This window comes from Oceanobacillus caeni (genome assembly GCF_019037185.1).
Taxonomy (GTDB): Bacteria; Bacillota; Bacilli; order Bacillales; family Amphibacillaceae; genus Oceanobacillus; species Oceanobacillus caeni.
Window position 1 is genome coordinate 46,144 of the sequence record NZ_JAHHXM010000001.1, and the last position, 18,726, is coordinate 64,869.

Below are 18,726 nucleotides of genomic sequence, written 5' to 3' on the forward strand. Positions count from 1 at the left end.
TTTCCTAAAAGAATCGGAATTAAAAATAAAAAAACTTATGTGTTACTTTTAATCAAAGGGGGTACTCTTATAATAGGGTACCCCCTTTTCCAAATAGATTGAGATATACATACAGAAAGTAGGTTATAAATATGAATAGATTAAAACTTGGCACCGTACAAACCATGACGGTGTTACGCAAAATTGATACAGGTTATGTCTTAGAAAAAGATGGTGAACAAGCTCTATTGCATGTGAATGAAACAGACAAGGAACATGAAGAAGGGCAAGATATTGATGTTTTTCTTTATATGGATAAAAAAGGAAATATAACAGCAACAACTAGTTTTCCAAAAGTCCAAATGGATGAATACGGCTGGGTAGAGGTCGTTGAAAGTATTCCTCGGCTTGGTGTCTTTGTAGATATTGGTGTTACAAAAGACTTTTTAGTTTCTAGTGATGATTTACCATTGTATACGAAGGTATGGCCAAAACCAGGTGATAAATTATTTGTTACGTTAGGTGTTGATAAAAAAGGAAAATTATTAGCTATTCCAGCAACGGAAGGTATTCTGTACCGTGAATTTGAAACAGCTAAGGAAGATTTGTTAAATAAACAGGTGAGCGGGAGAGTTTATCATACGAGTAAAGAAGGTTCTGCTATCATTACCGAAGAATATTATCGGGGATTTATTCATCATACAGAACGAAAATCAGAACCCCGACTAGGTGAGTTGGTAACTGGTCGAGTGATTGAGGTAAAAGGAGATGGTACGTTAAATGTTTCCTTACGACCGTTTAAAAAACACGGAATGATTGAGGATGCAGAAACAATTCTTCAACATCTTGAAGAAAATGGTGGGATGATTCCTTTTGGAGATAAGAGTGATCCTGAGGATATTAGAGGGACTTTCCAAATTAGTAAAGCAGCATTTAAACGTGCACTTGGAAAGTTAATGAAAGAAGGAAAAGTGGAACAACGAGATGGAAAGTCGTATTTAATAAAATAAACTAAAAACGATAGTCCCTTCCGTTAAGGTTCTATCGTTTTTTTGTTTTACGCATTTTTCGTATTTGGTTGTTGATAAGCATCAATAACAGAAATAAGGATTAGGGTAACTGCAGCTGCGAACATACATGCAATTCCAATTCCACCTAATGGCGCGCCCATAACTTGAGCATGCGCTAAAGGAGATGCGAACAAACATAATAATCCGATTGCAGCAATAAGTATTCCAGGATAATATCCTATGTTCTTTTCTTTTGATGCTTTTACTAAAAATAAACTAATCACAAATGCGACAAATGCTAGGATACCACCAAATGTTAAAACTGATGCAACCATCCTCTTCACCCCACTATAAAATAATCCTATAACTTAGTCTACATTCGAACGCTTACAAAGTCAATTGTTTATCCTTTTTAGTCCATTTGAATGATCTTTCCTTGAATGTTAAAAGATCTAACATTTATAATAATAGATAATCCAATCTACATTTACATAAAGAAGACTTCCATCAGTGGGGTCTTACTACCCGTTTAGGTGGGATAAAATCAATCTTAAAAGGAGATAAATATGTCTTTTAAAGCGTTATTTTTAGATATTGATGGAACAATTTTAAGACCAGACCATTCGTATTCAGAAAAAACAAAAGATGCGATTCAACAACTAAAAAACAAAGGAATAGAAGTATTTCTTGCGACTGGTAGACCTATTCATGAAATTAAAGAACTAGCAACATCGTTGAATATCGATTCTTTTATCGGCTATAATGGGGCACTTGCCATTTATAATAATGAAACCGTTGTAGATGAAACAATGAGTGAAGAATTAGTAAAAAAATGGTAGCTATATCCAAAGAGAAACAACATGAATTTGTTATGTATACGAATAAGAAGAGTTATTTTGCAAACGTGGATAGCCCTTCTTCCCGTTATTTTAGTGAAACCTTTCAAATGAAACACATCGAAAATTATACATCTGATGTGGCGGATCAAATACTAGGAATAACCATCATGAACGTCAAAGAAAATGAAAAGGCACTTTATCAATTTGATCCTAGTATTGTGCTTGCTGAAGTTAAAGTCAATAATTTAAATGATACCTACGATGTTCTTCGTACGAATGTTAATAAAGGAGAAGCTATTAAAAAGACATTAGAGCGATTAAATATTACTGCTGATGAAACCATTGCTTTTGGGGACGGAATGAATGATAAAGAAATGCTTCAATTTGTCGGAGAAGGATTTGCCATGGGAAATGCAAACCCGAATCTATTCCAATTTGCCAAGCATAAAACTACTTCCGTTACAGAAGACGGTATATTTAATGGTTTAAAAAAATTAGGTTTAGTACATTAATTCTTAAAAGAAAGCAAAGCCAAGGTGGAGGCTTTGCTTTCTTTTCTCTCTTCGCTAATGAAACGCTCTTATCTCAAATGTCTCATCATGTTCCCAAAGGTTTGCGATTTCTTCTTATGAAAGACGATTCTAAGATTTGTATCTAGAATGGTTACTCAACGATTTATGAGTGACCGTTCTTTCTATTTTCTACTCCAAACGGGCTCTCATTGGACTTATGAGTGACCTTTCTCTTTGTTCCCCACTTCAAACGGGCTCTCATCGGATTTATGAGTGACCTTTCTCTTTGTTCCCTACTTTAAACGGGCTCTCATCGGATTTATGAGTGACCTTTCTCTTTGTTTTCTACTCCAAACGGGCTCTCATCGGACTTATGAGTGACCCTTTCACTTAGATTTCTTACTAAATGGTCACTCATTCAATATCATGAATAAACTACTGCTAAACAATAGAAATAGCATACCACCCAGTGATTTGGTATGCTATCGCTTTTTGAAGATTTTCCCATATCAACGAACTTCCACCATACGTTATTCCGCTTTAAACGTTTTTTCTTGAGTTACACCAACTTCGTGTAATCCCATAAAGTCAGCTCCAATCGAATAGTTCACGACACGTTTGTTAATTGGTACCAGTTTAGAGCGGTAAAGCGTTGGGAATACAGGAATTTTATCTACCATTAGTTGTTGCCACTCACTGTACACTTTTTTGCGATATTCCGGATCAAATGCTTTTTCCGATGTACCTTCTTCCAAAAGACGGTCATTTTCTTCACTAGCGTATCGCGAGAAGTTAAAAATTGCCTGGCGTCCATATAAACTAGATGGGTCTACATCTGTTGCAACACTCCAAGCACCTTGGTACATATCAACTTCTGGGGCATCGTCTCCGTTTTGTCCAATTTTGTCATAAAAGCTATTAAGCTCAATTAAACGACCATCTAATAGTTGTACGTTTAATCCAACCTCTTTCCAAGCTTGAATATAGTAATTGGTTAGCGGTTCAGCAATATCTCCTCCACCAGACATAGAAGCGAAGTTGATGATTAATTCTTCTCCATCTGGATTTTCACGCATTCCATCATTGTTCGTATCCAAGTATCCGGCTTCATCTAAAATTTGCTTAGCCTTTTCTGGATCATAGGTTGGAGCCTCAATCGATGAGTCATGATAATCAGGATGAGAAGGCGGAATTAGCGTATTAGCATTCCATCTAAGTCCATTATAAAACTGTTTAGCTACCGCTTCATTATCGACTGCATACCACATTGCACGACGTAAGTTTACATCTGCCATTTTTGCATCTGGATTTGGTTTTACTTCTTGCGCTTTCTTATCCCAAGTCCCTAACTTAAATCCGATGTAACTGTAAGACATATCAACAGTTCCTAAAAACTCTACATTCGTAAGTTCCGTTTCAACATCTGCATATTGATCAGTCGGGAAACTATCAACCGTGTCTACGTCCCCAGACTTCAGTGCCTGAACGATCGTTTGTGGATTGACTACTTTTACTGTCACCCCATCCAATTTAGGAGGTCCTTGCCAATAATCTTCATTAGCTGTCATACTTACAGATTCCCCTGGAACAATACCTTCCACTTTAAATGGACCAAAGCCTATTGGATTTTTACGAACTGCATCTGATGCAGACATATCTGCTACAGGGATATCTTCAAAAATATGTTTTGGTAACGCATATGGCCAAATACCTCCGGCTAACAGTGATGGCGTACCCTCTATATATGTAATTTTCAAAGTCTTTGCATCCACTACCTCAAGACCTGAAATCGAATCTACCTCTCCATTATGGTATTCTTCCATACCTTCTATATTTCTAAAGGAGGAGTCATAGCGCGGTCCATCATAATCTGGATGTCCAATTACTTCGATTGCATACGCCCAATCCTCTGCCTTAACCGGCTCACCATCATGCCAATTGACATGATCACGAATGGTAAAAGTAAACGTACGATGATCCTCACTTACTTCAAATGTCGCTGCGCCATCTTGGGTATACTTATGGTTTTTATCAACCGAAAGCAGTGATTCATCGAACCATTTAATAATTTCATTATCAAATGATCCAGAATAAAAATTATAGTTTAACGTTCCCTCAAAAGTTGTATCTGTCACTAAACCATAATTCAACGTACCACCATCGATAGCTTCACCTTCTGTTGATGCGTTTTCAGAGAAGTCTTCTATAGAATATATGGCGTCCCCTGAACCATTACCACATGCAGCCAATACTAAAAACATAAAAAACATGAGGGCTAGAAGCCATTTACTAACGTGTGTCGTTCTCAACTAAATAACCTCCTTTTATGTTTTATCAGTCCTTTAATTACAAACGCTAAACTTTGGTGTAGATCTCAATAAGGAATTGCTACCCTCTCCTTTGTCTTGCATCTGTTGCACGCCGTAAAGCTTCACCAACGTTTCTAACCGCAAGCATTAATACTAAGATCATCACTGCAGCAGGAAACCAAATCCACCATCGATGCTCTAGTGTTTGTGGATTAGTGGCATAACTTAAAAGTGTCCCAAGGCTAGGTGTACTTTCTGGAAAGCCAAAGCCTAAAAAAGAAAGGCCAGATTCTAAACCAATATTGGACGCCAAATTTAACGTCATCGTAACAATAATTAAGGAACTAATATTCGGCATCACCTCTCTAAATATAATTTTAAAATGGGATGTGCCTAATGTTTTGGATGCTTGTACATAATCCAATTCCTTTTCTTGCAATGCCTTGGATCTAATTAACCTAGCTACCCCCATCCAACTGAACGCGGTAAAAATTAAAGAAAAAGCGATAATTGTATAGTTTGGAACAATTGAAACAAATACGATTACTAGCATAATAAACGGTAATACTTGGAAGAAGTCTAATACACGCATAAGAATATTGTCAATATGGCCACCAAAATATCCAGCAACCAAACCAAATGCTACTCCAATAACACCACTTAAAAATGTCACAAGAAACCCAATGGAGAGTGAATTCCGTGTACCAATAATCAACTGTCCGAAAACATCTCTTCCACCATAATCCGTACCTAAAATAAATTCCTTTGATGGAGGTTTGTGAATAGAAAATAAATCTACTTTAGCAATTTCATCCTGATTCATCACAAAAGAAATCCCATATACAAATACAACGATTACAATTAACAGAATGAGAGAGAAAAGGGCAAGTTTATCTCTCCTTAACTCGCTCCAAAGTATTTTTAGACCGGTTGGGTTATTTTCTGTATTTTGTTGACTTTGCGTTTCCTTTTTTCCTAATTCCATTAAATCACCCCATAGATCTAAGTCCCTACTTAATCCGTATACGCGGGTCAACAATACTTAGAATAATATCGGAAAGCAATGCGCCTACTATTGCTGCTGCACCAAATAAAAGGACAACCGCATTTACCACACTAAAATCCCGTTGTAATACCGATTCAATAAATAACTGTCCCATACCAGGAAAACTAAAAATTTGCTCTATAAAGATAGTTCCAGTTATCAACGTCGTAATTTCATAGCCGAAAAAAGCAGCAATTGGTAACAATGAATTTCTTAATATGTGTCTGTTATAAACTCTAGATTCAGAAGCACCTTTTGCCCTTGCTGTGATAATAAAATCTTTTTGTTTCGTATCTACTATTTCACTTCGTAAATATTGAACTGTTGATACTGTCTGAATAAGAGCGATGGAAAGTGCCGGTAACAGAAGATGCTGGATTCTACTGAGAACATATTCCAAAGTTCCTGGCTTTAATTCAGGTGCAACGCTTCCACCAGTAGGGAACCATTGAAGATGATATCCAAAAATCCATAACATGACCAATGCAAATATAAATAATGGAGTAGCAAATCCGATATAAGTATATCCGGTAATAGAAGAATCAAGAATAGTATCATTGTAGCGACCACTTATCATACCAAGTGGAACAGCAATCATATACGTAAAAATCAATGTCGCAACAGATAACCAAAATGTATTCACGATTCGTTCCTCTATTAAATCTGTAACTGGTATTTTATAACGGAAGGATTGACCTAAGTCACCTTGAAATACTCCACCAACCCATTCTATGTATTTTTCATACCATGGCTTATTTAAACCTAATTTTTCCCTTTGCTCGTCAATAGTTGCTGGATCTATATTCGGATCAACAAGACCGGTAAGAGCATCACCTGGCATAGCTTGTGCAAGCAAAAAAATAAGTACACTCAGTAAAATTAATTGAGGAAAAGTAATTACTAACCTTCGTACAATAAATTTCCACATTTAAATCAACCTTTCTATTACAGAGTGTGTTCAAAAAGGAGGATGAAAAGGACCGAGGTCGGCTAAGTGCGCAACGTCCTGGGGCTCCGATTACTCGCCCCACCGTAAAGATTTGTTGCAACGCCGACACTAGCACGTCCTGTGCGTCGCAGTTCGAGGCGGCGAAGCTTTTAGGAACGGAACGTATGCAATTAATACGTGAGTATCCGAAAAGTGAGCCAACGAAGAAATGCGAAGTGTCATTTTCACCGGACTTTTTGAACATCCTCTTGTAGAGCAACCAGATGGGTTTCGGAAATAGGCTTCAAACTGTACGCTAATCCCTCACTATCAAAATAATCATGGTATCGTTGATCAAATTCTTGCTGTACCTTTTTTCGAATTCGGAATTGTTTATCTCGGTTACTAGGATTCATATCAGGTATAGCGGATAATAATCTTTTCGTATAAATGTGTTGCGGATGATTAAATATTTCTTCTTTTGTTCCTTGTTCCACATACCTGCCTTTATACATAATGGAAATTTCGTCACAAAAATGCTTTACAATTCCTAAATCATGACTAATAAAAAGATAAGTTAGTCCCAATTCCTTTTGAATATCTTGCATAAAATTTAAAACCTGAGCTTGAACGGACACGTCAAGTGCGGAAACAGGTTCATCAGCAATAATTAATTTTGGCTTTAACGCGATTGCCCTGGCTATACCAATTCTTTGTCGTTGACCACCTGAAAATTGATGGGGATATTTCATCATACTTTCTTTTGATAAACCTACTAATTCTAACAACTCTTCTATCCGCTTTATTTCTTCCTTTTTCGTTAACCTTTCAAAATTTCTTAATGGTTCAGCGATAATATCCAAGATTCTTTTTCTCGGATTTAAAGATGAATAGGGATCTTGGAAAATCATCTGTAAGTTCTTTCGTATTTCTTTTCCATTCTTGCTCGTAATATCTACTCCATTGAAGTACACTTTACCTGAAGTTATCTTCTCCAAGCCAATAATTCCTCTACCTATTGTAGATTTACCTGAACCAGACTCTCCAACCAACCCATACGTTTTTCCTTGCTCTATTTGAAAAGAGACTCCGTCAACTGCCTTAATATGATCTACCGTTCGATTTAATAATCCAGCCTTTATCGGAAAATAAATCTTTAAATCCTTTACCTCTAGTATCGCCATGTCTTATGCCTCCTTGGATTCATCTTCTTGTAAGGAAAAATTCTTATAGCAAGTACAGCGTACATAGTGGCCAGGTTCTACTTCATGCAAAATCGGATTTTCTTCATGATCGCTAGCATCCATCCAAGGTATTCGGTGGGCGAATCGACAACCTTCTCTTGGCAGATGTTTTAACGATGGTACAATTCCATGTATAACATGCAATTTATCTTGACCATCCGCAGGTACCGAATGAAGTAAGGATCTCGTATATGGGTGTAATGGCTTCTTAAACAGGGTGTATACATTCGCTATTTCTACAATTTGCCCTGCATACACAACAGCAACCCTATCTGCCATTTCAGCAACAACACCTAAGTCATGGGTTATCAAAATAACTCCCGATTCGATTGTCGCTTTTAATTCCCGAATCAAATCAAGAATTTGTGCTTGTATCGTTACATCAAGGGCTGTTGTCGGTTCATCCGCAATCAATAATTTCGGTTGATTGGCAATAGCAATTGCAATCATAACACGCTGCCTCATGCCGCCCGATAATTCATGTGGAAACTGACTAAAAACATATTCAGGGCGGGGAATCCCGACCATCTTTAGAAGCTCAATTACTCGATCTTTACGTTCTCTTCTGGTCATGGTTGGTCTATGCAAAATGAAAGTTTCACTAATTTGTGCACCTATTTCCATTAGGGGATTTAACGCAGTAAGGGGATCTTGGAAAATCATCGCCATTTCATTTCCGCGCATTTTATTTAATTCTGACTTTGAAACGTTTACAATATCTTTCCCATTAAAAAATATATTTCCTTCCATTTTTGCTCGAGTATGTAAACCCATAACAGAAAATGCTAGAGCGCTTTTTCCTGAACCAGATTCTCCAACAATACCTAATATTTCATTTTTATTTACCGTCAATGTAACATCATCTACAGCTGCATAGTACCCATCATTTATATAAAAAGATGTTTTTAAGTTCTTAATTTCAAGTAATTTATTACTCATGGAATCCCTCCAGCATCTTTGATAAAGAAGACTTCCAACAGTGGGAGTTCTCCTTCATCCCCCGTCTAGCTTTGTTTCCCCTAAAGCTTGAGGTGGGAGTCTTACTACCCGTTTAGGTAGGATAAATTTTTAAAAGGTACTTAACCATTCCCACAATAGGTGTTAGGAAAACTTATCGATCTAAATCATTAACAGTATATGTAAATATTTTTGATTAAGCAATCAGGATAGGGTTCTTATTGTTCCACATTTTACCTAAAATAAAACATGAAGAGCGCAAAAAAGAGCCTACTACCCTTTAAAAAGGATAACAAGCCCTTTATCTCTTTCATAATGCAATGGAGGTCTTCTTGGTTTCCATTGGGTGTGATTGATTTGCAAGTTCTTGAATCTTGGCCATCTTACCGATATCCAAATTCCCGCCACTTACAATTACTCCACAATGCCTGGAATGTATCTTATCATTATGGGCAAACAAAGCGGCTAATGCAGCTGCTCCAGCACCTTCCATTAATGTCTTGTTTCGTTCAAGCATATAGACTATTGCCGATGCTATTTCTTCATCCGTTACGGTTACGACATCATCTACATAATTTCTAATAATCGGCAGTGTTAATTCACCAGGTTCTTTAACAGCTATCCCGTCAGCAATGGTTGATACTGTATTTAACTTTTTCACCGAATTACTGTGATAACTTTGAAAAATAGCAGGTGCACCGCTCGCTTGTACACCGATCACCTTAATATTTCTATTCACGTGTTTTGCGGCAACGGCAACGCCACTTATTAAACCCCCTCCGCCAATTGGCACGAGAATGGTATCTATTCGATCCTCTTGACGAAGCATTTCCATAACCATCGTTCCTTGACCAGTCATGACATCATAATCGTCAAACGGATGAACATAAGTAGCTCCAAGTTCCTTTTGATGCTCAACAGAAGCCTTATATGCTTCTTGAAAACTCTCTCCAGTAAGTACGACATCAGCCCCATAATTTCTAGTAGCATTTACTTTTGCTAATGGAGTTCCCTCAGGCATAAATATAGTTGCTTTTGCTCCTAATTTTCTAGCAGCAAGAGCTACACCCTGTGCATGATTTCCTGCTGAAGCAGTGATAACTCCCTTTCTTAACTGGGATTTTTTCAATTGCATAAGCTTATAACTTGCTCCACGGAACTTAAATGCACCAGTTTTTTGTTGGTTTTCCATTTTAAAATAAACATGCTTTCCTAATAAATTATCTGTTGTTGCTGATGTTAATAGTGGTGTACGGTGAACAATATGCCCCAAACGCTTCCAGGCGTTGTGGACTAACTCACCTTTTAGGCAATCCCCAATTAAGTCACACTCCTTAGTTTTTAGATGAATTATATTTCATAAAGTATGGTCTAACGTTCTTTTAAAACCTATGCTTGTGTTGCTTCTTCGTATGCTTTAATTTTATCTTCATTCAATAAAGTTAAAGCAATGTCATCCCATCCATTGATCAATTTTTCTTTATGATAAGAAGGGATATCAAAATGTACGGCATTTCCTTCGTCATCCTGAATTTCTTGTTTTTCCAAATCAATCGATAGATAAAAAGCACCGTTTTCTGCTTCTTTCATCCATTCTGTAATTTGGCTCTCTTCCATTTTAATCAAAATTATGCCATTTTTCAAAGCATTGTTATAAAAAATATCCGCAAAGCTTGGTGCAATGATTACTTTAAACCCGAAATCAAGTAATGCCCAAGGTGCATGTTCACGAGAAGAACCACAACCAAAATTCTCACCCGCGAGTAAGACGGACGTTCCAGCAAATTGGGATTTATTTAGAGCGAAATCCTCTCTTTTATTCCCATTATCATCAAAACGCCAGTTATAAAATACAAATTGACCAAAACCTGTTCTTTCAATACGTTTTAAAAATTGTTTCGGGATAATTTGGTCTGTATCAACGTTTGTGCGATTTAAAGGAAAAACCAATCCTTTATGTTCTTTGATTGCTTCCATTGCTAACTACCCCCTAGCTCAATACTCCAGATTTGAATTTACGAACATCAACGAAATGTCCTTCTACTGCAGCAGCTGCTGCCATTTCAGGACTTACAAGATGTGTACGAGCACCATTACCTTGCCTTCCTTCGAAGTTTCGGTTAGAAGTTGATGCACAACGTCCTCCTGCCGGAACAATGTCATCGTTCATTCCTAAACACATACTACATCCTGAATCACGCCATTCAAAACCTGCATCAATAAAGATTTTATCAATACCTAGTTTTTCTGCTTCTAGTTTCACAGTAAATGATCCTGGAACAACGATTGCTTTAATACCATCTTTCACTTTTTTACCTTTAATAATTTCTGCAGCATTTTGCAAATCTCTTAATCTAGAGTTGGTACAAGAACCAATAAATACATGATCGATTTCAATAGAAGTGATTGGTTGATTTTCCTCTAATCCCATATACTCTAGTGCACGTTTGACATCTTCTTTATGTTCTTTTACACTCTCTAAACTTGGAGTAGTTCCACTAATTGGTACACACATACTTGGATTGGTTCCCCAAGAAACTTGTGGCTCTACTTCTTCTGCATTGATAACAACCGTTTTGTCGTAAACAGCATCTTCATCCGTTGCTAGAGCTAACCATTCTTCGGCTTTTTTATCGAAAGCTTCCCCTTTTGGAACATACTCTCTACCTCTCAAGTATTCTACCGTCTTTTCATCCGGACTAATTAGACCTGCTCTTGCTCCACCTTCAATAGACATATTACAAACAGTCATACGGCCTTCCATAGAAAGGTTACGAATCGCTTCACCTGTATATTCCATGACATATCCTGTACCAAATTTTACGCCAAATTTTGCAATAATAGCCAAGATTAAATCCTTCGCTGTTACGCCTGGACCTAGATCGCCTTTAACATGTACATTTAACGTTTTTGGTTTTTCTTGCATCAACGTTTGTGTGGCAAGAACGTGTTCTACTTCACTTGTTCCAATACCAAATGCAAGGGCTCCAAATGCTCCATGGGTGGATGTATGACTATCTCCACAAACGATTGTTTTACCTGGCTGTGTTAAACCAAGCTGTGGACCTATAACGTGAACAATCCCTTGGTCAGGATGAAACATATCTGCCAACTTAATACCAAAGTCTTCACAATTCTTACGTAGTGTTTCCATTTGCTTTCTAGAAATCTCGTCTTTTACAACATCTCTATTTTTTGTCGGTACATTGTGGTCCATTGTTGCAAAAGTTAAATCTGGTCTACGTACTTTTCTATTATTTAATCTTAACCCTTCAAAAGCCTGTGGCGATGTAACTTCATGTACTAGATGTTGGTCGATATATATTAAATCTGGTTTATCCTCTTCTTGATGAACAACGTGTTTTTCCCAGATCTTTTCAATGACTGTCTTTGGTTTACTCATAAATCTCGCCTCCATTCATACTTACCGTTTCTCTTGGCAGATAAAAATCTCCTCCATCTGCGTTAAGCGCAACTAAGGCCTTCCTTCGCCTAACCAAATAGAGAAGGCCATGTTTTCTTATTACTTTATACATTTTATTTTAAGTATTCTAATACAGCATTTGTCATCTCAATAGTTCCCACTTGATGACCATTTTTAATTGCCAAATCAGCTGTATGATATCCTTCTTCTAAACAAGCATTCACAGCACTTTCGATTTCTTTTGCTTCCTCATCTAATCCAAACGAATGTCTTAACATCAAAGATGCGGAAAGAATTATCCCTAATGGGTTTGCTATTCCTTTTCCCGCAATATCCGGAGCCGATCCATGAACTGGTTCATATAATCCTACTCCATCTGTTCGAACACTTGCAGAAGGTAACATTCCTAATGATCCAGTAAGTACTGATGCTTCATCACTTAAGATATCTCCAAATAAATTTTCCGTTACAATAACATCAAATTGACTTGGACTTGTTATCAGTTTCATAGCGGCTGCATCTACTAATAAATGTTCTACTTGAACGTCAGGATATTCCTTTGCTTTTTCTTCCACTATTTCTCGCCATAGTCTACTGGATTCTAAAACGTTAGCTTTATCAACCGATGTAAGATGTTTATTACGAATTCTTGCACTCTCAAAGCCTTTTTCTACAATTCTCTCAATTTCTTCCCTCGTATAAAGAAGTGTATCTACTGCACTATTTCCGTTATCTCTACGTTCACGAGGTTCACCAAAATATAGTCCGCCGGTTAATTCACGGATAATTAAGATGTCACTACCTTCAATGATTTCCTGTTTTAGAGGGGATGCATGAAGTAATGCCTTAAATCCTAGGATTGGTCTTAAGTTAGCAAATAAACCGAGTGCTTTTCTTATTCCTAATAGACCTTTTTCAGGACGAATATTTGGTGAGACAGTATCCCATTTCGGACCACCAACAGCTCCCAATAGAATAGCGTCTGCATTTTGACATGCTTGAACTGTTTCTTCTGGAAGAGGAATACCGTGCTGATCAATAGCATCTCCACCGATTGCATGTTTTTCAAAAGTAAATTCATGATTATATTTTTTTGCTATTGCTTCTAATACTGCTTTTGCTGATTCCATGATTTCTCTCCCAATTCCATCCCCTGGAAGAAGTACAATTTGCTTTTTCATGACGTCCCCCTAAATCTACTAATCCACTCGTGCCTCCGTTTTATTAATCTAGCAACCGTCCAGAGACTAGCGAGGCTTTCTTTATGAGATAAGAAAGTATAAAACTTTGACGTATTTAATTTTCTTACAAGATTAGCCACGTCCAGCTCCAGCGCCCAGGGACTAGCGGACTTCCCTCACCTCCGTACGATAAAGAAGACTTGCCGATTGGTGAAACCAGAGGCTTAGTCGCACTTATACCCTTGTGGTGAAAGTCAACATCGGCTCACTCCGTTCGCCGCGTTTCCTTTATCTCCTGCGGCTCAGTCCAGTCCGTACGTCCCTAACCGGGCGCTTGCGCTTTTGTTCTATAAATGCCGATAACGCCACTTTTTTGTGGCGTTTCATCGGCAAACACCCGCTTAATGGAGTGGTTAGATTATTAATTCACTGTCTCTGCTAGTTTTTTAGATTGTTGTTTAATCATATAGCGATTTACTGCATTTAAGTAGGCATTGGCTGATGCTTCAATTACGTCTTGAGCAGTACCTCTACCATTCACTGCTTCCCCATTAACGGAAAGTTGAACGTGAGATTCAGCTAAAGCATCTTTACCTCCACCAACAGAGTTGATATGATAATCTAATAATTTTAGTTCTTCACTTACTAATGAAGAAAGAGTATTATATAATGCTTCCACACTACCTTTTCCAGTACAAGCAGTTTGTACAGATTCCCCTTCAGGAGTCTTGAGGGATACCGTGGCAGTTGGAATATCAGTTGATCCATAATGTACTTGAAATGTTTCTAACTGATATTTATTAACCCCTTCTGCATCTGTCTTGATTTCCATTACAATTGTATAGATGTCATCATCTGTAACTTCTTTTTTATGATCCGTAAGCTTTTTGAAATGTTTAAATGCTTCTTTAATTTGCTCATCCGTTAATTCAATACCAAATTCTTTCACCTTATCTTTAAACGCATGGCGTCCAGAATGTTTACCAAGGAATAATGTATTAGAGCTAACCCCTACTAATTCTGGTGTAATAATTTCGTATGTTTCCGGATTTTTTAAGACGCCGTCTTGGTGAATTCCAGATTCATGTGCATATGCATTTCTACCGATAACTGCTTTATTTGCTTGTACGTGCATTCCTGTTAATTTAGAAATCAAATCACTAGAACGTTTAATTTCATTTAATTTTAGACTAGTCTCATACGGATAAAAATCAGATCTTATCTTAAGAGCAATCGCCACTTCTTCCAACGCAACATTACCAGCACGTTCCCCAATACCATTGATTGTTCCTTCGACCTGGGTTACTCCATTTTCAACTGCTGAAATGGAGTTCGCCACTGCCATACCTAAGTCATTGTGACAGTGACAAGAAAGGTCAACTTTATGAATATTAGGTACTGTTTCTCTCATATATCGAAACATTTTTCCGTATTCAGCTGGGGTCGTGTAGCCTGTCGTATCTGGTAGGTTAATAACAGTTGCACCAGCATTGATTACTTTTTCAATAATTTTCGCTAAGAAGTCCCAATCCGAGCGAGTTGCATCCTCTGCAGACCATTCGATTTGTGGAAATCTTTTCCTCGCATAGGAAACCATGTTCACAGATTGTTCGACTACTTGCTCCGGAGTCATTTTTAATTTGTATTCCATATGAATTGGAGATGTTGCAAGGAAAAGATGCAATCTTGGTTCAGCAGCACCTTTCAATGCTTCCCAAGCAGTATCGATATCTGATTTAACCGTTCTAGAAAGTCCTGTTACAGACGTATCTTTGATCGTATCAGCGATTAATTTAACTGCTTCAAAATCACCTTCTGAGGAAGCAGGGAATCCTGCTTCCATAATATCTACACCTAATCGTTCTAGTTGTTTAGCAATTTCAAGTTTCTCTAATTTATTTAGGTTTACCCCTGGTGATTGTTCTCCGTCCCGAAGCGTTGTATCGAAAATTTTAATTCGTGACATGAACTTTCCCTTCCTTTTCGTTTTCTTTATTTTGCGGATTTACAAATGGCATTAGCGCGCGTAGTTCTTTACCAACTTTTGTAATAGGGTGTTTGTATTCATTGTTATTTATTGCGTTGAATTGTGGACGACCAGTTTGGTTTTCCAAGATCCAACCTTGAGCAAATTTACCAGTTTGAATATCAGAAAGTACTTCTTTCATTCTTGCTTTCGTTTCTTCGTTTACTACACGTGGTCCTGATACGAAATCACCCCATTGAGCTGTATCAGAGATGGAATAACGCATATTTTCCATTCCGCCTTCGTACATCAAGTCAACAATTAGTTTCATTTCATGTAAACATTCGAAATAAGCAACTTCTGGTTGATATCCAGCTTCTGTTAGTGTTTCAAAACCAGCTTTAACCAAGCTAGTAAGCCCTCCACATAATACAGCTTGCTCACCGAATAAGTCCGTTTCCGTTTCTTCCTGGAATGTTGTTTCTAGAACACCTGCTCTTGCAGCTCCAATTCCATCTGAATATGCTAAAGCAACGTCTTTTGCTTGGCCAGTAACATCTTGGTAAACAGCGTATAGTGCTGGAACACCTGCGCCTTCTTCATAAGTTCTTCTTACTAAATGTCCTGGACCTTTAGGTGCTACCATAAACACGTCAACGTTTTCTGGTGGTACAATTTGGTTAAAATGAATGTTGAATCCATGAGCAAATGCGATTGCACTTCCTGCTTTTAGGTTTGGTTTAATGCTTTCTTCATAAACTTTTTGTTGGTTTTCATCCGGTAAAAGAATCATAACAACATCAGCTTCTTTTGTTGCGTCTGCTACAGATTTAACATCAAATCCATCTTCATTTGCCTTAGCTTGAGATTTCCCCGGACGTAGACCGATAATAACTTCATAACCACTATCACGAAGATTTTGTGCATGAGCATGACCTTGTGATCCATATCCTACGATTGCAACTTTCTTTCCTTGTAATACCTCTTTGTTAATGTCATTTTCATATAATACTTTAGTCATCATTTATTCTCCCTTTCCTATTTCAATAATTAGTCTGTATTTATATTAATATTTAAAATATTAATGCATTCATTTCTTGAACGTTTTCCGGCTGTCTTCCTCTTTGGAAAGCCGTTACTCCCGTTCTAGTTAATTCTTTAATTCCATAAGGTTTTAATAAATCAATAAGTGCGTCTATCTTTTCAGGGTTACCTGTTACTTGAATGATCAAGCTATCTTTACTTACATCAATGACACTTGCACGAAACGGAGTAATAACTCCTTGAATTTCTGCACGATTTTGACTAGAACTTCCGACTTTGATTAGTGCTAGTTCTCTCGCTACAATTGCTTTATCCGTAATATCAGTAACTTTCAAAACATCAATTTGTTTGTTTAATTGTTTGGTTAGTTGTTCTAATTTCTGTTCATCACTAACCTCTACAACAAATGTCATTTTAGAAATTCCTTCTGTTTCAGAGGGACCTACCGAAATACTTTCTATATTAAATTGACGTTTTACCATCATACCTGTAACACGATTTAATACCCCGCTACGATTTTGTACAGTAGCTGTTATAATCCGTTTCATCTTGTCACCCCGATCATTTCGTGGTTCCCTGTACCTGGTGCAACCATCGGAAATACACATTCTCTTTTGACAACACGACAGTCAACAACAACAGGTCCATTATAAGAAAATACGTCTTCTAGAACCTTTGGTACATCATCTTCATTATTTACTCTGACCCCTTTAACTCCATAACTTTCTGCAAGTTTAACAAAGTCTGGATTTTCAGTTAATAATGATTCTGAATATCTTTCTTCATAGAATTTTTCTTGCCATTGTCTTACCATACCAAGTGCTTCATTATTAATAATGATGACTTTGACTGGTAAGTTGCGTTCCTTAATAACGGAAAGTTCTTGCAATGTCATTTGAAATCCACCGTCACCCACAATGGATACAACTAGTTCATCGGGTCTACCAAGCTGCGCTCCAATTGCAGCTGGGAATCCAAATCCCATTGTTCCTAGTCCTCCGGAAGTGACCCATTTATCTGGATTATCAAATTTATAAAATTGTGCAGCCCACATTTGATGTTGCCCTACATCAGTTGTTACAATTGCTTCACCATTAGAGGTTTCATATACTTGTTCAATTAACCATTGTGGTGAAATTAATTCTTTAGAACGATCATACCAAAGTGGATAATCTTCCTTCTTAGACTTAAGTGAATGTAGCCATTCATCATGGTTAGTAGACTTAACATTAACATCTAATAATTGTTTAAGAGCTTCTTTTGCATCCCCTACAACTGGAATTTTGGTTTTAATGTTTTTCCCGATTTCGGCTGGATCAATATCGATGTGTGCTACTTTTGCGTTTGGTGCAAAATGTTTGATAGCTCCTGTTAAACGGTCATCAAATCTTGCCCCAATATTTATAAGCAAGTCACATTCATAAATAGCCATATTTGCCGTATAGGTTCCATGCATACCTGCCATACCTAATGCAAGTTCATTTGTTCCAGGAAAACTCCCTAACCCAAGTAAAGTTGTTGTAACTGGAAGTTGATATTTTTCAGCAAATGCCTTTAATTCTTCCGCAGCATCAGCAAATAATACACCCGCTCCTGCTAGTAGTAGTGGTCGTTCAGAACGACTTAAAGCGTCCGCAAGTTTACGAATTTGCAATGGGTTAGGTTTAACTGTTGGTTGATAACCCGGCAAATGAAACGCTGTATCAAATTCATCTACTGTGATTTTTTCTGAGATATTTTTTGGAATATCTACTACTACCGGCCCCGGACGTCCTGTTGATGCAATGTGAAATGCTTCTTTTACAATTCTAGGTAATTGTTTCAAGTCCGTTACTTGATAATTGTATTTTGTTATTGGAGTAGTAATCCCAATAATGTCAGCCTCTTGGAATGCATCTGTACCAATTACTCCAGTTGCAACTTGACCAGTAAAGATAACGATTGGTAAAGAATCCATCATCGCATCTGTAATACCAGTAATTAAGTTAGTTGCTCCTGGTCCTGAAGTAGCAATAACTACACCCGGCTTCCCTGTCACTCTTGCATATCCTTCTGCTGCATGAATCAATCCTTGTTCGTGACGGCATAGGATATGCTGGAAAGGTGTGTTAGCTCGGTATAAGGCGTCGTAAATTGGTAAGACTGCACCACCCGGATAACCAAACACTGTGTCAACATCTGCATCTACCAATGAACGAATAAAAACATCTGCACCAGTTGTCGTATTCTTTTCAACTGCAAGTTCCTTAGGCTTTGCCTCAACTTTCACTACTACTTACCTCCTTATA

Annotated in this window: 15 protein-coding genes and 1 pseudogene; 2 read left to right on the top strand and 14 right to left on the bottom strand. The window is 37.5% G+C overall.

Annotation, left to right across the window (positions count from 1 at the left end):
- The first annotated feature begins 131 nt into the window (after positions 1–131).
- Positions 132–989: a CvfB family protein gene (locus tag KM885_RS00200; protein ID WP_047184808.1), complete on the top strand. Its 858-nt coding sequence runs from the start codon at positions 132–134 to the stop codon at positions 987–989.
- A 47-nt stretch (positions 990–1,036) separates the two neighbouring features.
- Here KM885_RS00200 and KM885_RS00205 read toward each other — a convergent pair whose 3' ends face one another.
- Positions 1,037–1,324 (bottom strand): hypothetical protein, encoded by a 288-nt coding sequence (locus KM885_RS00205; RefSeq protein ID WP_047184809.1) that lies wholly within the window; start codon positions 1,322–1,324, stop codon positions 1,037–1,039.
- A gap of 231 nt (positions 1,325–1,555) precedes the next feature.
- Between KM885_RS00205 and KM885_RS00210 the strand changes: the two are divergent.
- Positions 1,556–2,340 (top strand): annotated as a pseudogene (locus KM885_RS00210) (HAD family hydrolase).
- Between the two features lie 530 nt (positions 2,341–2,870).
- On the opposite strand, the gene opp4A reads toward KM885_RS00210, so the two are convergent.
- From opp4A to ilvB, 13 genes are all read right to left on the bottom strand, one after another.
- On the bottom strand, positions 2,871–4,649 hold the full coding sequence (gene opp4A / locus KM885_RS00215) for an oligopeptide ABC transporter substrate-binding protein (protein WP_244986857.1): 1,779 nt from the start codon (positions 4,647–4,649) through the stop codon (positions 2,871–2,873).
- A 79-nt stretch (positions 4,650–4,728) separates the two neighbouring features.
- Positions 4,729–5,634, bottom strand: coding sequence for an ABC transporter permease (locus KM885_RS00220; RefSeq protein ID WP_060667586.1), 906 nt, complete (start codon positions 5,632–5,634; stop codon positions 4,729–4,731).
- A 25-nt stretch (positions 5,635–5,659) separates the two neighbouring features.
- On the bottom strand, positions 5,660–6,622 hold the full coding sequence (gene opp4B / locus KM885_RS00225) for an oligopeptide ABC transporter permease (protein ID WP_145523872.1): 963 nt from the start codon (positions 6,620–6,622) through the stop codon (positions 5,660–5,662).
- 245 nt (positions 6,623–6,867) lie between these two features.
- The gene (locus KM885_RS00230) at positions 6,868–7,806 is read right to left on the bottom strand and encodes an ABC transporter ATP-binding protein (protein ID WP_047184813.1); all 939 of its coding nucleotides are present in this window, start codon (positions 7,804–7,806) and stop codon (positions 6,868–6,870) included.
- 3 nt (positions 7,807–7,809) lie between these two features.
- Entirely contained in the window at positions 7,810–8,805 is a 996-nt protein-coding gene (locus KM885_RS00235) for an ABC transporter ATP-binding protein (RefSeq protein ID WP_047184814.1), read from the bottom strand.
- A 328-nt stretch (positions 8,806–9,133) separates the two neighbouring features.
- Positions 9,134–10,096 carry a threonine ammonia-lyase gene (gene ilvA / locus KM885_RS00240; protein WP_225344034.1) on the bottom strand — a complete coding sequence of 321 codons (963 nt, stop codon included), beginning with the start codon at positions 10,094–10,096 and terminating at the stop codon, positions 9,134–9,136.
- A 116-nt stretch (positions 10,097–10,212) separates the two neighbouring features.
- Positions 10,213–10,800 carry a 3-isopropylmalate dehydratase small subunit gene (gene leuD / locus KM885_RS00245; protein WP_047184816.1) on the bottom strand — a complete coding sequence of 196 codons (588 nt, stop codon included), beginning with the start codon at positions 10,798–10,800 and terminating at the stop codon, positions 10,213–10,215.
- A gap of 13 nt (positions 10,801–10,813) precedes the next feature.
- On the bottom strand, positions 10,814–12,226 hold the full coding sequence (gene leuC, locus KM885_RS00250) for a 3-isopropylmalate dehydratase large subunit (RefSeq protein WP_047184817.1): 1,413 nt from the start codon (positions 12,224–12,226) through the stop codon (positions 10,814–10,816).
- 134 nt (positions 12,227–12,360) lie between these two features.
- The gene (gene leuB, locus KM885_RS00255) at positions 12,361–13,428 is read right to left on the bottom strand and encodes a 3-isopropylmalate dehydrogenase (RefSeq protein ID WP_216883374.1); all 1,068 of its coding nucleotides are present in this window, start codon (positions 13,426–13,428) and stop codon (positions 12,361–12,363) included.
- Between the two features lie 421 nt (positions 13,429–13,849).
- Positions 13,850–15,394 carry a 2-isopropylmalate synthase gene (locus KM885_RS00260; protein ID WP_216883375.1) on the bottom strand — a complete coding sequence of 515 codons (1,545 nt, stop codon included), beginning with the start codon at positions 15,392–15,394 and terminating at the stop codon, positions 13,850–13,852.
- The gene (ilvC, locus tag KM885_RS00265; RefSeq protein WP_216883376.1) at positions 15,381–16,415 is read right to left on the bottom strand and encodes a ketol-acid reductoisomerase; all 1,035 of its coding nucleotides are present in this window, start codon (positions 16,413–16,415) and stop codon (positions 15,381–15,383) included. The genes KM885_RS00260 and ilvC overlap by 14 nt, the downstream gene beginning before the upstream one ends.
- A 52-nt stretch (positions 16,416–16,467) precedes the next feature.
- Positions 16,468–16,986: an acetolactate synthase small subunit gene (gene ilvN, locus KM885_RS00270; protein WP_047184821.1), complete on the bottom strand. Its 519-nt coding sequence runs from the start codon at positions 16,984–16,986 to the stop codon at positions 16,468–16,470.
- Positions 16,983–18,707: an acetolactate synthase large subunit gene (gene ilvB, locus KM885_RS00275; protein ID WP_060667592.1), complete on the bottom strand. Its 1,725-nt coding sequence runs from the start codon at positions 18,705–18,707 to the stop codon at positions 16,983–16,985. The genes ilvN and ilvB overlap by 4 nt, the downstream gene beginning before the upstream one ends.
- Positions 18,708–18,726: the final 19 nt, after the last annotated feature.

Bases quoted from the DNA above. Each gene is read 5' to 3' on its own strand.
- KM885_RS00200 (WP_047184808.1), top strand. From the start codon at position 132: ATGAATAGATTAAAACTTGGCACCGTACAAACCATGACGGTGTTACGC.
- KM885_RS00205 (WP_047184809.1), bottom strand. From the start codon at position 1,324: ATGGTTGCATCAGTTTTAACATTTGGTGGTATCCTAGCATTTGTCGCA.
- KM885_RS00220 (WP_060667586.1), bottom strand. From the start codon at position 5,634: ATGGAATTAGGAAAAAAGGAAACGCAAAGTCAACAAAATACAGAAAAT.
- opp4B (WP_145523872.1), bottom strand. From the start codon at position 6,622: ATGTGGAAATTTATTGTACGAAGGTTAGTAATTACTTTTCCTCAATTA.
- KM885_RS00230 (WP_047184813.1), bottom strand. From the start codon at position 7,806: ATGGCGATACTAGAGGTAAAGGATTTAAAGATTTATTTTCCGATAAAG.
- KM885_RS00235 (WP_047184814.1), bottom strand. From the start codon at position 8,805: ATGAGTAATAAATTACTTGAAATTAAGAACTTAAAAACATCTTTTTAT.
- leuD (WP_047184816.1), bottom strand. From the start codon at position 10,800: ATGGAAGCAATCAAAGAACATAAAGGATTGGTTTTTCCTTTAAATCGC.
- leuC (WP_047184817.1), bottom strand. From the start codon at position 12,226: ATGAGTAAACCAAAGACAGTCATTGAAAAGATCTGGGAAAAACACGTT.
- leuB (WP_216883374.1), bottom strand. From the start codon at position 13,428: ATGAAAAAGCAAATTGTACTTCTTCCAGGGGATGGAATTGGGAGAGAA.
- KM885_RS00260 (WP_216883375.1), bottom strand. From the start codon at position 15,394: ATGTCACGAATTAAAATTTTCGATACAACGCTTCGGGACGGAGAACAA.
- ilvC (WP_216883376.1), bottom strand. From the start codon at position 16,415: ATGACTAAAGTATTATATGAAAATGACATTAACAAAGAGGTATTACAA.
- ilvN (WP_047184821.1), bottom strand. From the start codon at position 16,986: ATGAAACGGATTATAACAGCTACTGTACAAAATCGTAGCGGGGTATTA.